Below are 14,457 nucleotides of genomic sequence, written 5' to 3' on the forward strand. Positions count from 1 at the left end.
TCATGGAAACCAATAACGCAATCCGCCTTGCGCAACGTGTCGAACGCGTCGGCATGATCGGACTCGGCTTGATGGGCAGCGCGATCGCCGGGCAAGTGCTGAAGCAGGGCTTCGAGCTTTTCGTGCTCGGCCATCGCAGCCGCGAGGCGCTCGAAGCCCTCGTGTCGCAGGGCGCGAAGGAAGTGAGCAGCGCGGCCGAACTCGCGCGGAACGTCGATGCCGTCATCATCTGCGTGACGGGAACGCCTCAAGTGCGCGATGTCGTGTTCAGGGAAAACGGCTTGCTTGCGGGCGCGCATGAAGGAATGATCGTCGTCGACAGTACGACCGCCGATCCCGAATTCGCCGACGAAGCCGCACGCGCGTTCGCCGCAAAGGGCGCGGCGTTCCTTGATGCGCCAGTCAATCGGACTCCGAAGGAAGCTCGGGAGGGGCGGCTCAACGTACTCGTTGGCGGCGACGCCGACGCGCTCGAATTGCTGCGGCCCGTGATGGCTGCTTATGCGGAGACGGTGCATCATTTGGGCGCGCACGGTTCGGGGTATCGCGCGAAGCTGATTCACAATTTCATCGCTCAGGCCAACGGCGCGATCCTCGCCGAAGCGTTCGGCACGGCGGCGAAGGCGAAGCTCGATCTGCACGAGTTCGCGGCCGTCTGCCGCTTGAGCGGCGCGCACAGCAAGACCTTCGACCGCATCATTCCGTATCTGCTCGAAGGCGACGACAGCGGCCAGCAGTTCGCGATTCGCAACGCCGCGAAGGATATGCGTTCGTATGCGCAACTGGCGTCGGCGCAGTCGTCGACGGCGATCATCGCGGAAGCCGTGCGGCAAATTTACGTGCTGGCGACGAATCTCGGGCATGGCGACGAGTACGTGCCGCACATGTTCGATGTGGTCGCGCAACTCAATGGCATGGCGCCGTCGCGTGCCGGGAACGGCGACTCGCGCTGATCGCCCGCCTGCGGGATGTCAGTGCATTTTCGGCGCGACGCTGCTGGTCTTCTTGAGCCTGAGCGTGCAAGCGCGTCAAGCGATGCTTTCCTATAATCCGTCGCTCGACTTGGGCTTGCACTCGATGGAATTGCGATGGACGTATTGTGGAAGGGCATCGTCGGTGGATTGGTCACCGCATTGATCGTCACGGCTTCGAAGCGTGGAAACGTGCTGCCGGGCATCCTGCCGCTCGCGCCGACGTTCGCGATCATCGCGCTCCTGGCCGTCGGCGCGAAAGGGCAGCCGGGCGGCTTCAGGACTGCGTGTCTCTCCGGTGCGCGGACGATTCCCGCGTACCTCGTTTTTCTCGGCACGTGCTACGTACTGGTTCACTATGTCGATTACCGCCTCGCGATCCTCGGCGGACTCGGTGCATGGCTGATCGCGGCGCTCGCGATCTTTCTCGCTCCGCGCTTCATGTAATCACGCTTTGCGCCGGCGCCCGCGCGCAAGCCACATCGCACCGAGCAACGCACCTGCGCTCACGATGAGGCCGCGATGCGTCCCGAGCCATAGCGACGGGCACGCATCCGTTGCTTCGTCATCGAACCGTCCCCGCGTGCGATGCAGCGCCGTCACCGGTTCCCACAAGTTGTCGGGCCGGCCCGCACCGGGCAGCCGCTCGTCCTGTTGCCCGTCGTAACCGGTGCGGGCGAGGTACGCATCGAGCAGGCCGGGGAAAAAATGGTTCGCCACGATCGCCTTGACCGACGACGAACCGACCCACACCTCCCGCCGCCGATGCGTCGCCGCCCAGTAGATCGCCCGCGCCGCGACTTCGGGCTGAAAGACCGGCGCAACGGGACGCGGCGCGTGCGGCGTTGCGGCCTTGGCCCAGTCGAATTGCGGCGTGTTGATCGCGGGCATCTGCACCATCGTCACGTGGATGCGGCGCTTGTCGTGACGCAGCTCGCAGCGCAATGAATCGGTGAAGCCGCGTATCGCGTGCTTTGCGCCGCAATAGGCGGCCTGCAGCGGAATCGACCGATACGCGAGCGCCGATCCCACTTGCACGATCACGCCGCGATTGCGCGGCGTCATGCGTCGCAACGCGGCCATCGAGCCCCACACATAGCCGAGGTACGTCACTTCGGTGATGCGCGCGAAGTCGCGCTCGGGCATGTCCGCGACGGCGGCGAGCGAGGTGAGCATCGCGTTGTTGATCCATACGTCGATCGGGCCGAGCGTGGCTTCGATGTGCGACGCGGCTTCATCGACGGCATCGGCATGGCTCACATCGAGCGGAATCGGCAATGCGCGCACGCCGCATGCGCGCACGTCGGCGGCGGTATCGGCGAGGGCGGCTTGGTCCCGCGCGATGAGCGCAACGTCCGCGCCCCGTCGCGCGAATTCGAGCGCCGTCGCACGTCCGACGCCCGCCGTCGCGCCGGTGATGACCACGATGCGAGGTTTCCTCATTGCGTCCGTTCACTCCGTGTTGGCTGTGCGCCCGTGAGATGCAACCGTCGTGCCGCGCAAAGCGAAGTCCCGAAAATGCTCACCTTTGGCACGGTGCGAAGCCTTTGGCGGGGCGGGTCTTTCGTGCCGATCCCGAAAAGTCTCACCTCGAGGGGTAACATGCATGCATCGCGGACCGGCCGATGTTGCCCTCGATGAACCTCTTTCAAACGATTCGAACGTGGGCAAGACGCATCAAGCGCGATGCGATGACCCTTTGGTTTGCGTATCGCCATCCGGACACGCCTCTCGCCGTCAGGCTGCTTTGCGTTTTCGTGGTCGGCTACGCGCTGAGTCCTGTCGACCTGATACCTGACTTCATCCCCGTGCTGGGCTATCTCGACGATGCGCTCCTGCTTCCGGGCTTGATCTGGCTTGCGATCCGGCTCCTGCCCGCGGGAGTCGTCGATGAGAGCCGGAGGCGGGCCGACGCGTGGATGGCGGAACAGCGCGCGAAGCCAAAGAGTTATGCGGGAGCGGCGGTGATCGTGGCCATGTGGCTGGCGATTGCGTTCGCGGCGTGGTTCTGGCTGAAGAGCTGAACGTTCGACGCGAACTGCCGGTCACGCCTCTATCGACGAAAAAAACCCGGCCGAAGCCGGGTGCAAGTCGGACCGGGCGCGTTCCGAGTCACGCCCGACCGCGTGGATGCATCGAAGAGGCCGCGTGTGCCGCGACGCGCTGGCCTCGAAGCAGAGCAATGTCCGTGGCGGTATAGTGCGGCCTGAAAACTTATGCAACGCTTAAGCGCGTGCTGCGGGGGGCGCCAAATCAAGGCTCCGGCTCCGAAGCCGCACGCTCGCGTTAAGCCGCGCTTAAGCAAGCGTCGAGGACAATCGGCGGCGACACGCAAGCCCTGGAGACCCGCATGCGTCTGCTATTGGTGGAGGACGACGAGATGATCGCGGAGACGGTGCTGGCCGCGCTGCGTCGTGCGAGCTATACGGTCGACTGGGCGCAGGATGGCCGGGCGGCCGAGCTCTCGCTTGCGAACGGTGTTTACGATCTCGTGCTGCTCGATCTGACCTTGCCGAAGCGCCACGGCCTCGACGTGCTCGGCGTCTACCGCAAGAACGGCGGCGATGCGCCCGTGATGATCCTCACCGCGCGCGACGCCATCGACGATCGCATTCGCGGCCTCGACGCCGGCGCCGACGACTATCTGATGAAGCCCTTCGATCTCGACGAGCTGGCCGCCCGCGTGCGCGCCCTGCTCAGACGTCGCACGGGGCACAAGCAACTCGTCTATGCGCATGGCGAACTGACGCTCGATCCCGCCGCGCACGAAGCCGCCAAGAGCGGCGCGCCGCTCAACCTCGTGCCGCGCGAATTCGCGTTGTTGCAGGCGTTGATCGAAGAGCCGTCGCGCGTGTTCCGCCGCCGCGAACTCGAAGAAAAACTGTATGGCTGGGGCGACGAAGTGGGCAGCAATGCGATCGAAGTCCATGTGCACAGCTTGCGGCGCAAGATCGGGCCGGATGAAATTGTGACGGTGCGCGGCGTCGGTTACCGGCTGAAGAGGATCGGATGAACTCGATTCGCCGCTGGCTGCTCGGCTGGCTCATCTGCGGGCTGGCGCTCGCTTGCCTGATCGCGGGCTACGGCATTTTCCGCGCGGCGCGGCTCGAAGCGGGCGAACTCTTCGATTACGAATTGCGTACGGTCGCGCTCTCGCTGCCCGACAACATTCCCGCCGCCCATGCCGCCGAAGGGCGTACGCACGAACTGCACGGCATCGCGGATGACCGGTTGGTCATCGACATCTGGGACGCTTCCGGGCGTCTCGTCTATCACTCGCCGCACGAGCCCGCGTTGCCGCGCTTCGGCGACGGCTTTCAGTCGGCGGAGCGCGAGGGGTATCGGTGGCGCGCGTTCGGCGTCGCGCTGCCGGATCGCTTCGTGCAGGTGGCGCAACCTTACTACGTACGCGACGACATGGCGATCGAGCTTGCGTTGCGCATCATCTGGCCGCTCGTCTTGCTGATACCGGCGATCGTCGTGATCGTGCTCGTGGTGGTCGCGCGCGGACTCGCGCCGGTCCGATGGCTGTCCTCGTCGATCGCCGCGCGCTCCCACGAATCGCGCGAACCGGTAGCGGTCGCCACGCCGATGCCCGATGAACTTCGTCCGCTCGTCGACGAACTGAACGGCCTGCTCGCGCGGCTGAACGATGCATCGGAGGCGCAGCGCATCTTCGTCGCCGATGCGGCGCACGAGCTGCGCACGCCGCTGACCGCGCTGAAGCTGCAGATCCAGGGCGCAATCAGCGATGGATCGCTGAAGGTCGATAGCGCCACGCTCGCTAAAATCGACGGCCGGCTGAACCGGCTGATCCATCTCGCGCAGCAATTGCTCAGCATGGCGCGGGAGGATGCGGCGCGCGAGGCGGCCATCGCGCCGATGAGCCTGCGCACGCTTTGCGAAACGCGCGTCGCGGACTTTTCGCTGATCGCGGAGGCGAAGTCGATCGACCTCGGTCTCGTGCTCGAAGAAGCGCACGACGAGTACGACACCTACACGATATGCGGCGACATGCACGCGCTCGCGGTGCTCGTCAACAATCTGCTCGACAACGCGATCCGTCATACGCCGTACGGCGGACGCGTCGATGTGACGCTGCGGCGCGAGAGCGACGGCATCGCGCTTACCGTGCTCGACACCGGCCCCGGCATTCCGGCCGAAGAGATCGACCGCGCGTGCGACCGCTTCTATCGATGCGTCGGCACGCAAGGGCAGGGCAGCGGGCTTGGACTCGCCATCGCGCTGCGGGTCGCGCAACGACATCATGCGGCGTTCGCGGTAACGAATCGCGATGCAGGCGGCCTCGCGGTATCGTTGCGTGGATTGCGCGCAGTGGAAATGAAAGCGCAAGAAGCGGGAAGCGCGGCCCTCGCAATGCGGTGATGATCGTGCCATGAAGTGCCTCGCTTATTACTTCGCCATCCTCATTTTATCGGCCAACGTCGCACGCGCCGACGATGCCGCCAGCGTGCCCGCGGCGTCGGAAGCAAAGACGCTGAAGGAGCGCCTCGGCGACAAGGCCAGCGACGAGCAGCGCGTCGACAATTGCAAGGTTCCGCAGGATCGCCGTGGCGCGAAGGCGCGGCCCGATGCGTGCGCGCGGTAGCGCGGCCTTCAGCGCTGGTTCGTCAGCGCGATCGCGAAATCGAGAAAAGCCCTTGTTTTAGCGGGCGGATGATGCCGCGACGGATGAAACGCATAGAGCGGAAATCGTTCGTCCGGCCAGTCGGGAAAGAGATCGACGAGCTTTCCTTCGGCCAGCAGGTGCTCGTGCCCCAGCTCCAGTATCTGCGCGACGCCATAGCCGGACAGACACGCGCTCAGCAGCGTGCCGGGATCGTTGAGCGTCAGGTGCCCGCGCGTTTCGACCGTCAGCCGCTTCTTCTTGCGATGAAACTCCCACGCAAACGGCCGCCCCGTCTCGGGATCGCGGAATTCGATGCAGGTGTGCGCGTCGGTGGCGAGCGATTGCGGCGTCGCGGGCCGGCCGCATCGAGCGATGTAGGACGGCGCGGCGACGGTATGCACCGGCGTGTCGAGCAGCTTGCGCGCGACGAGGCTCGAGTTGCGCGGCTCGCCGAAGCGCACGGCGAGATCGAAGCCATCGGCGATCATGTCGCCGAGCCGGTCGCGCGTGATGAGTTCGAGATCGAGTTCGGGATGCGCCTGCATGAACGCTTCGAGTTGCGGGCCGAGCACGAGCCGCGAAAAGATCGGATCGACATTGACGCGCAAGCGTCCCCGCACGGCTGTCGTGCTGCTCGATGCAGTCGCTGCGGCTTCTTCGATGCCGAGGAGATGCGGCATGACCTGGCCGTAGAAGCGTCGGCCATCGTCAGTCAGGGAGACGGTTCGCGTGGTGCGGTCGAAGAGCCGGATTTTGAGTTTCGCTTCGAGACGCGTGATCGCGCGGCTCACGCCGGGCGGGGACATGCCGAGCTTTTCTGCGGCGGCGGCGAACGTGCCGGTATCGACGATCGCGGTGAAGATATTGAGGGCGGGGAGAAGATGCGTGGTGGGGGCGGGCATGCGCGCTTGATCGTCATCGATGAATGACGGTGATGGTAGCGCGCGAAACGCAGCGATGCGCGGAATGGGCGCTGCGGTCGGGCCCGCGCGGTGTCGCGTTACGCCAGATGAAACTCGGAATCGGGAACGACGGAGGCTACCGGAAATGGGACTTCAGTTCCCTCGCCTTCGCTGTCGCTTCTTATCGCGCTGCTGGCATCGAGGCCGACGAGCCAGCCATCCGGCGTACCGAATACCTGGCCGCTCGAGATGATCGCGGCCCAGCCTGCCAGTTCAGCCAGCGATAAAACTTTGATACCGGTTCGTTGCCCGCTCTGAAACTGAAGGACGACGAGGCCTTGGTTCCTCGACTGGTTCCACGATATCTCACTGTTGACAAGTTTGACAGGCATGACTCGTCTCCTGAGTTAAGCACTGAAACACATGGACCCGATGCATCGCGGGCAGGGGCCGTTCGGATGAGTCGATATTAGTTCATCGTCGAAGATCGTCAATACGCGTTCGATGCGATATCGAAGCGAGCGCCGCACCACAAAAGAAACGGGCCCCGAAGGGCCCGTGCTTCCAACACTCAGCTATCAGCGCGCGTCAGGCATGGGCCTTCGCGTCGCGGCGCTCCGCCATCGAATTTGCGCGGATGCGCTCATACTCCTGCTCGCTCATCGGCACCGCATCCTTCTTGCCGAGATCTTCCAGACGCACGCGATACGTTTCCCGCGCAGACCACGCGGCGATCGACGCGATGATCGTCACGCTGAAAGCCAGCGCCCCGATGGTCAGCGGAATATTCGTCGATCCCGGCGGCGCAACGGTGGCGAACAGCGCGGGCAGCAGCGCGGTGATCGTCGTGCCGATGTTCTGCGCAATCGCCATCGCCGAAACACGCGAGCGGGTCGGGAACAGTTCGGGGAAGAAGCTCGGGAAAATCGCGTTGTATCCCTGATAGACGACGCCCCACATCAGGAGCGACATCACGATCGCCAGCGGCACGTTGTGGATGCTGATCGCGTAGAGATACGCAAACGAGAGCAGACCCGCGAGCAGCGAACCGGTGATCATCGGAATGCGGCGTCCGACGCGATCCGACAGATTGCCGATAAACGGAATCACCAGCACCGCCAGGATGTTGCCGGCAACCGGAATCCACAGATACACGCTCTTGTGAAAGCCGATGCCATACGAAGCCTGCACCGCGTACGCCGCCCCGAAAATCGTCGTGACCACGGGAATGACGTTCATCAGCGCCATGCAGACCACGCGGACCATGTCGGGCGTGCTGTTGGCGAACGCTTCCTTGATCGGCGACTTCGGCAGTTCGCCCTGAGCGCCTTCCGCGGTGAACGCCGGCGTTTCATGCACTTCGCGACGGATGATGTAACCCGCGACCAGCACGAACGCCGACAGCAGGAACGGCACGCGCCAGCCCCATGAGTTGAACATCTCCTCGGGCATGAACGCCGCGAGCGGCAGGAACACGGCGGCCGCGAGAATCTGGCCGGCCTGCACGCCCTGCAGCGTGAAGCTCGCATAGTAGCCGCGCCGTCCGGACGGTGCGTGCTCGAGAATCATCGAACTCGCGCCGGAAATTTCGCCAGCCACCGCGAAGCCCTGGATCAGACGGAGCAGGACGAGCATCGCCGGTGCGGCCATGCCGATCTGGTGGTACGTCGGCAGAAGACCGACCGCCATCGTCGAGAAGCCCATCAGGAACATGCAGATCAGCAGCACGTTCTTGCGGCCGTGGGTGTCGCCAAGGTGCCCGAGCACGAACGCGCCGATAGGACGCGCCACATAACCGACGCCATAGGTCGCGAGCGATGCGACGATCGCCACCTTCGGATTGCCCGACGGGAAGAACAACTGTGGAAAGATCAGCGCCGCCGCCTGCGCGTAAATGAAGAAGTCGTAGTACTCCAGCGCCGAGCCGATCCAGCCGCTCGCCGTTGCCTTCTTCGCCTGGCGGCCGCCGTGCGCTTCTTCCTTAAGGCTAGCCATATGTGTCTCCGAACAATGGGTTAATCGATTGAACTCGCGTGCCGCCTGTCTCGTTCTTCTGATTCGTCATCCCGCCGATGCACGAGGCAAAGAGCGGTGGCGAGCGCGTCGCTCCGGGTGATTGGAGAATAGGGGCGCGGCCCTTCTCCGGCAACGATTTGTGATAGATTATGCGCGATTATCGTACGCGCGTGTCCGATAATCGACCGCTTTGGGGGTTAGCACTAGCTAAATGCAAGGTTTGACAATGAACAAGCCCGCACTCGACAAGCGCGACTGGATCGCCGGGCTGGAGAAGGGTCTGGCGATTCTCGAAGCCTTCGACGACCAGCACGCCCGCATGACGCCGACGCAGGCGGCGGCGCGCACCGGCATGACGCGCACGGCGGCGCGCCGCTATCTGCTGACGCTCGCGCATCTAGGTTACGTACAGACCGACGGCAAGCTCTTCAACCTGACGCCGCGCGTGTTGCGCGTCGGCTGGTCGTATTTCGATTCGGCGCGGCTGCCGCGCATCGTGCAGCCGTATCTCCAGCAATTGAGCGCGACGATCCACGAATCCGTCTATGTGAGCGTGCTCGATGAATGGGATCTCGTCATCATCGCGCGTAACGGCTCCACGCGCGTGATGACCACGGGCTTCGTGCTGGGCGCGCGGGTGCCGGCTGCGCTGATGTCGGGCGGGCTCGTGATGCTCGCCTACAAGCCGGACGAGGATGCCGTCCGCCATTGGCTCGACGCGACCGAGTTCAAGCCGTTCACGCCGCTCACGCTGACCAACAAGGAGAAGCTCCACGAGAAGATCCGCCAGGCGCGCGTGGATGGTTTCGTCGCGATCGAACAGCAGTTGCAGGTTGGCGTGCGCGGCGTGGCGGTGCCGATCAAGAATCGTCACGGCCAGGTGGTGGCGGCGTTGTCGGTGAACATGCCGATCGGGAAGGAGACGCACGAGGCGGCGCTCGCCCGCGTGCTGCAGCCGTTGCAGGAGACCGCGCTCGCAATGCTGAACGTTATTTGATGTCGGTCCGGCGAGTGGTGAGGACTTACGGGAGCCGGGCAAAGGTGAGGGTTTTCAGGGGCGCGACAAGCCGTTCATTCAGCCGCAAAGCGTCATCGAACAACTCGTTAGTTTGCCGAACAATTCGAGCGAATATCGGCTAGGCCGATAAGAACGGACCGGCGCACGAGGCAACCGGTCCGGTCACGTCTTGCAGTGGCAGGCTGACGAGATGTGACGCCCTGAACCATGCAGCGACCATGCCAGCGGCACACGCACGGTTGCATCGGCGTCCGCGCGAGCGATAGTGGGCGCAACACCAACAGCCATCGCCCGACCTGTTCGCCACGAGCCTACAGCCGCGATCAACCCGCGATCTTTACCGCAAGCTCGGCCACATGTTTGCCCTGATAGCGGGCGATTTCGAGTTCGTTGTCCGTCGGCTGACGCTTGCCGTCGGGGCCGACGATCGTCGTCGCGCCGTAGGGCGTGCCGCCGGTGATCTCTTGCATGTTGGTCAGCGCGGGGCACGCATACGGCACGCCGACGATCACCATGCCGTGATGCAGCAGCGTCGTGTGGAACGAGGTGATCGTGGTTTCCTGACCGCCGTGTTGCGACGCCGTCGATGTGAACACGCTGCCGACCTTGCCGATCAGCGCGCCTTTCACCCACAGCCCGCCGGTCTGGTCGAGGAACGTTCGCATCTGGCCGGCCATGTTGCCGAAGCGCGTCGGGGTGCCGAAGACGATGGCGTCGTAGTTCCCGAGTTCGTCGATGCTGGCGACCGGCGCTTGCTGATCCAGCTTCACGCCGATCACCGAAGCCTGATCGGCCGGAATCGTTTCCGGCACGCGCTTGACCGTCACCTCGACGCCCGCCACGCCGCCCGCTCCTTCGGCGACGGCCTGCGCCATCTTTTCGACGTGGCCATACATCGAGTAGTAGAGAACCAGCACTTTCGCCATGAGATGTCCTTGTGTCGGGATGGGTCGAGGTCGAGCGCGAACGCAGACGATAGCATCGGCTTCGGAGTGCTGCAGAAAACGCCTTTCGCGCTTTAACAACTGTTCCGATGCGTTTCTTTGCGTCATCGCCGATACGCGGCTACGCTCGAATGTGACGCACGACAACCGCACGAACGATGCCCAACGATCAGCCCGCCGACAGCAGGGCCAACCGCAGCGCGCGCCGCATCAACCGTCGCGCCGCAGCCAGCCTCGGCGCGCTCGGCGGCATCCTGCGCGACGCGTTCAGCGCGCTCGGGCGCGAACTCGTCGCGATTCGGCCGTCGTCGTCACGCGCGCGTTTCGGCACGCAGGCGATGCTGTCCGTCGCGCTTGCGGTCGCACTGGCGCACGTCTTCGATCTCACGCATGTCTGGTGGGCCGCGATCAGCGGATTCGCGGTGATGCACTCGAAATTCTCGGCGTGCGCGCAACGCGGCGTGCATCGCGTGCTCGGCACGATTGCGGGCGCGCTGCTCGGCGCAACCGCAGGACCGCTCATCGGCGATACGCCGTGGCTCGTCGTGCCCTTGCTCGGGATGATCGCGGGCGTGTCGGTGTATCGGGCGCTCGTCTCCGATGCCGGCTATGCGTGGGTGCTCGGCGCGGTCACATCGCTGATGGTGACGTTCGAGGCGCACCGGCTGGCGTCGGCATCGGCGACGGCATCGTTCGCGCTGCTGCGCGTGGCCGAAGTGATCGTCGGGACGCTGGCGTGCGTGGCCGTCTCCGCGCTCTTCCACGCGGGCGTGCAGCACTACCGGAAGTCACGCGGCGTTGCGCCGATGCCCGGCGCGCTGGCCGCATCGACGGCGGATCGCGTGGATGGCGCGAGCCACAAGACCGCGCTCGTGCGCTCCGACGCGGCGCGGCTCGAAGCATCGGCCGAGGCGCGGCACAGGCGCATTGCATGGCACGCCGCGTGGTCCGTCGTGATTCTCGCTTCGCTGGCGTATGCGTACGACCTGCCGGGCTTCCCTCAGGCGATGGTGACGGCCATCGCCGTGTTGATCCTGCCCGCGTCGTCGCTCGGTCAGCCGACGCGCAAGCCGATCGCCGCGCGCATGGTCCAGCGCTTCGCCGGCTGCCTGCTCGCGGGCGCGCTCAGTCTCGCGCTGTTGCCGCTGATCGGCGATAACGCCCTCGCGTGCATGCTCGCGCTATGCGCGGGCGTGTGGATCGGCTGTCACGTGCAGACGGGCTCGCAAGGCGCGAGCTATGTGGGACGGCAGTTCACCATCGCGTTCATCATGGTGTTCGTGCAGGACCATGAATGGTCGTCCGACCCGATGCCCGCGCTCTTGCGGCTCGCGGGCATCGTGAGCGGCATCGCGGTGCTGGCTGCCGTGATGGCCGCCGGAACCGCGATATCCCGCCGCCGCGCGGCGTGAATCAGGCCTCTTCTGCCCAGGCCAGGTTTTCCCGCGCCATCAGCGCCGACGAAGCCGCCGGCCCGAACGTGCCCGCCGTGTAACCACGCGGCTTGTCGCCCAGTTCCTTCCAGCCGTTGAGAATCGGTTCGACCCACGCCCACGCCGCTTCGAGTTCGTCGCGGCGCATGAAATGCGTGAGACGTCCGCGAATGACATCGATCAACAGGCGCTCATACGCTTCCGCGCGGCGCTGGGTCATCGCCTGCTGCAAGTCGAGATTGAGGTTCACGGGCAGCATCTGCATGCCGCTGCCGGGTTCTTTAGCGAGCATTTGCAACTGGATGGACTCTTCCGGCTGCAGCGTGATGATGAGACGGTTGCCGTAATTGCGCGGCCCGCTCGGGATGATGGAGAACGGCAGGTCCGCGAAATCGATCACGATTTCCGACTTGCGCGTCTGCATGCGCTTGCCGGTGCGCAGAAAGAACGGCACGTTGGCCCAGCGCCAGTTGTTGATATGCGCGCGCAACGCGACGAACGTCTCAGCGCGGCTGTCGGCGGGCACGTTCTCTTCCTGCAGATAGCCCTTCACCGGCTCGCCGCCGACCGCGCCCGCCGCATACTGGCCGCGCACGGTGTCGCGGGCGATGTCCGACACGGTCATCGGGCGCAGCGATTTCAGCACCTTGAGCTTTTCGTCGCGCACGGCGTCGGGATCGAGCGAGACGGGCGGTTCCATCGCAACGATGCACAGCAGTTGCAGCAAGTGGTTCTGCACCATGTCGCGCAGCGCGCCGGTGTGATCGTAGAAGCCCGCGCGGCTGCCGACGCCGACCGTCTCCGACACCGTGATCTGCACGCTCTTGATATACGGCGACTGCCACAGCGGCCCGAAGATCGCATTGCCGAAGCGCAGCACCATCAGGTTCTGCACCGTTTCCTTGCCGAGATAATGGTCGATGCGATAGATCTGCTCTTCCTTGAAACGCTTGCCGACTGCATCGTTGATGGCGCGCGCCGAGGCGAGATCGTGACCGAGCGGCTTTTCCAGCACGACGCGCGCATGATCGTCGACGATGCCCGCGGCCGCGAGGTTGTCGCAGATGGTCGTGAACAGTTCCGGCGACGTCGACAGATAGAACACGCGCTGCGCGCCGTCACGCGATGCTTCCGCGAGCCTGCGGAAGTCGTCCGGGTTCTCGACATCGACGCGGACGTAGTCGAACAGCGCGAGAAATTTGTCCCACGACTGCGCGTCGAAAGCGTTCTCGTCGATGAACGGACGCGACTGCTTTTCCATGAAATTCTTCAGATAATCTTCGCGCGTCCAGTCCTTGCGGCCGATGGCGAGAATGCGCGTATCGGCGGGCAGGTTGCAGTGCGTGTGCGCCATGTAGAGCGCGGGCAGCAGCTTGCGCGCGGCCAGGTCTCCGCCGCCGCCGAAGATGATCATGTCGAGCGGGCGTTCGTTCGAGGGAGAAGTCGAATTCGTCATGGTGCGTGAGCCGTTGAGGTTCGGAAGAGCCGGTTGCATCGAGCGGAAACGATGCCCGATGCAACGCGCTGAAGAGAGCTATGTTGCATGGTTTGCCGTCATTTTGCACGGCCCGTGCGCTAACGGACGTTCGATTCACGCAAAGATTCCCGCAGCCACGCGCCGCCGCGTCTGTTTAGCGCGATCAGCGCAACGAATCATCCGCGCGCAGCGTGGCGACCGCGAGATCGAGAAACGCGCGCACCTTCTGCGTGACGTGGCGGCCTTCGCGATGCACGAGATGAATCGGCAGCGGCGGCGGCTGATACTCGGGCAGCACGATGACGAGCCGTCCTTCGCTCACATGCTGCGCGACCTGATACGACAGCAGCCGTGCGATGCCGAAGTCCGCGAGCGCGGCGTCGATGGCCGAATCGTTCGTCGTCGTCATGAAGCGCGGATGCGTGTGTACGAGAATCTGGCGCTCGCCGTCGTGGAGCCGCCATTCGGGCGGCGTCGACGATCCCGTCGATGCGATGATCGTATGCCGTTCGAGATCGTCGGGATGCACCGGTGCGCCATGCTTCGCGAGATAGCCGGGCGAAGCGCACAGCACGCGCCGCACGCGCCCGACCGGAATCGCCTGCAACGACGAGTCCGGCAGTTGCGCGATGCGCACGGCCACGTCGATGCCCTCATCGACGAGATTCACCACGCGGTCGATGAACCAGCAGTTCGCATCGGCTTCGGGATAGCGCGAGAGATAGTCGAGCACGATCGGCGTCACGTGCAGCCTGCCGAACAGCACGGGCGCGGTCAGCGAAAGCACGCCGCGCGGCGCGGCGTGCGTGCCTCGCGCGGCGAGTTCGGCGCTGTCGACTTCGCCGAGAATGCGCCGGCAGTCTTCGAAGAAGCCGTTGCCGGCATCGGTGAGACGCACGACGCGCGTGGTTCGTGTCAACAGCCGCACCCCGAGCCGTTCCTCCAGCTCGGTGACGACGCGGCTCACGACCGAAGGTGATACATCGAGCTTGCGCGCGGCGGAGGCAAAGCCGCCGGTTTCGACCACCGTGACGAAGGTCGACATTGCCTGAAAGCGGTCCATGTA

At 64.7% G+C, this 14,457-nt stretch carries 15 protein-coding genes; 8 read left to right on the forward strand and 7 right to left on the reverse strand.

From position 1 onward, the window contains the following. The first annotated feature begins 2 nt into the window (after window positions 1–2). Together BG57_RS10575 and BG57_RS10580 are read left to right on the forward strand one after the other, a co-directional pair. On the forward strand, window positions 3–953 hold the full coding sequence (locus tag BG57_RS10575; RefSeq protein WP_052005711.1) for an NAD(P)-dependent oxidoreductase: 951 nt from the start codon (window positions 3–5) through the stop codon (window positions 951–953). 135 nt (window positions 954–1,088) lie between these two features. Beyond that, the gene (locus tag BG57_RS10580) at window positions 1,089–1,418 is read left to right on the forward strand and encodes a GlpM family protein (protein ID WP_035962859.1); all 330 of its coding nucleotides are present in this window, start codon (window positions 1,089–1,091) and stop codon (window positions 1,416–1,418) included. Here BG57_RS10580 and BG57_RS10585 read toward each other — a convergent pair whose 3' ends face one another. Then, complete coding sequence (locus BG57_RS10585) at window positions 1,419–2,414, reverse strand: SDR family oxidoreductase (RefSeq protein ID WP_035962860.1); 996 nt, start codon at window positions 2,412–2,414, stop codon at window positions 1,419–1,421. Window positions 2,415–2,608: 194 nt separating this feature from the next. Here BG57_RS10585 and BG57_RS10590 point away from each other — a divergent pair, with 194 nt between their 5' ends. The 4 genes from BG57_RS10590 to BG57_RS10605 all read left to right on the forward strand — a co-directional run bounded on the left by BG57_RS10590 (window position 2,609) and on the right by BG57_RS10605 (window position 5,580). Beyond that, window positions 2,609–2,995 (forward strand): YkvA family protein, encoded by a 387-nt coding sequence (locus BG57_RS10590; RefSeq protein ID WP_035963039.1) that lies wholly within the window; start codon window positions 2,609–2,611, stop codon window positions 2,993–2,995. A 326-nt stretch (window positions 2,996–3,321) separates the two neighbouring features. After that, window positions 3,322–3,984 carry a response regulator gene (locus BG57_RS10595; RefSeq protein WP_035962861.1) on the forward strand — a complete coding sequence of 221 codons (663 nt, stop codon included), beginning with the start codon at window positions 3,322–3,324 and terminating at the stop codon, window positions 3,982–3,984. Beyond that, window positions 3,981–5,357, forward strand: coding sequence for an ATP-binding protein (locus BG57_RS10600; protein WP_035962863.1), 1,377 nt, complete (start codon window positions 3,981–3,983; stop codon window positions 5,355–5,357). The genes BG57_RS10595 and BG57_RS10600 overlap by 4 nt, the downstream gene beginning before the upstream one ends. Before the next feature lie 10 nt (window positions 5,358–5,367). Continuing rightward, a complete protein-coding gene (locus tag BG57_RS10605; RefSeq protein WP_035962864.1) occupies window positions 5,368–5,580 on the forward strand; it encodes a hypothetical protein in 213 nt (70 codons plus the stop codon). Between the two features lie 8 nt (window positions 5,581–5,588). On the opposite strand, the gene BG57_RS10610 is transcribed toward BG57_RS10605, so the two are convergent. The 3 genes from BG57_RS10610 to BG57_RS10620 form a co-directional block, all read right to left on the reverse strand. Beyond that, window positions 5,589–6,503 (reverse strand): LysR family transcriptional regulator, encoded by a 915-nt coding sequence (locus BG57_RS10610; RefSeq protein ID WP_035962865.1) that lies wholly within the window; start codon window positions 6,501–6,503, stop codon window positions 5,589–5,591. A 98-nt stretch (window positions 6,504–6,601) separates the two neighbouring features. After that, window positions 6,602–6,895, reverse strand: coding sequence for a hypothetical protein (locus BG57_RS10615; protein ID WP_035962866.1), 294 nt, complete (start codon window positions 6,893–6,895; stop codon window positions 6,602–6,604). 196 nt (window positions 6,896–7,091) lie between these two features. Continuing rightward, complete coding sequence (locus BG57_RS10620; RefSeq protein WP_035962868.1) at window positions 7,092–8,498, reverse strand: MFS transporter; 1,407 nt, start codon at window positions 8,496–8,498, stop codon at window positions 7,092–7,094. 247 nt (window positions 8,499–8,745) lie between these two features. On the opposite strand from BG57_RS10620, the gene BG57_RS10625 reads away from it, so the two are divergent. Continuing rightward, complete coding sequence (locus tag BG57_RS10625; protein ID WP_035963040.1) at window positions 8,746–9,516, forward strand: IclR family transcriptional regulator domain-containing protein; 771 nt, start codon at window positions 8,746–8,748, stop codon at window positions 9,514–9,516. Window positions 9,517–9,860: 344 nt separating this feature from the next. On the opposite strand, the gene wrbA is transcribed toward BG57_RS10625, so the two are convergent. Continuing rightward, window positions 9,861–10,463: an NAD(P)H:quinone oxidoreductase gene (gene wrbA, locus BG57_RS10630; RefSeq protein WP_035962870.1), complete on the reverse strand. Its 603-nt coding sequence runs from the start codon at window positions 10,461–10,463 to the stop codon at window positions 9,861–9,863. A gap of 176 nt (window positions 10,464–10,639) precedes the next feature. Between wrbA and BG57_RS10635 the strand changes: the two genes are divergently transcribed. After that, a complete protein-coding gene (locus tag BG57_RS10635) occupies window positions 10,640–11,893 on the forward strand; it encodes an FUSC family protein (RefSeq protein WP_081850868.1) in 1,254 nt (417 codons plus the stop codon). Between the two features lies 1 nt (window position 11,894). On the opposite strand, the gene zwf is transcribed toward BG57_RS10635, so the two are convergent. Continuing rightward, on the reverse strand, window positions 11,895–13,370 hold the full coding sequence (gene zwf / locus BG57_RS10640) for a glucose-6-phosphate dehydrogenase (protein WP_035963042.1): 1,476 nt from the start codon (window positions 13,368–13,370) through the stop codon (window positions 11,895–11,897). 184 nt (window positions 13,371–13,554) lie between these two features. After that, complete coding sequence (locus BG57_RS10645) at window positions 13,555–14,454, reverse strand: LysR family transcriptional regulator (RefSeq protein WP_035963044.1); 900 nt, start codon at window positions 14,452–14,454, stop codon at window positions 13,555–13,557. Window positions 14,455–14,457 lie beyond the last annotated feature (3 nt).

It is taken from the genome of Caballeronia grimmiae, from assembly GCF_000698555.1.
GTDB classification, from domain to species: domain Bacteria; phylum Pseudomonadota; class Gammaproteobacteria; order Burkholderiales; family Burkholderiaceae; genus Caballeronia; species Caballeronia grimmiae.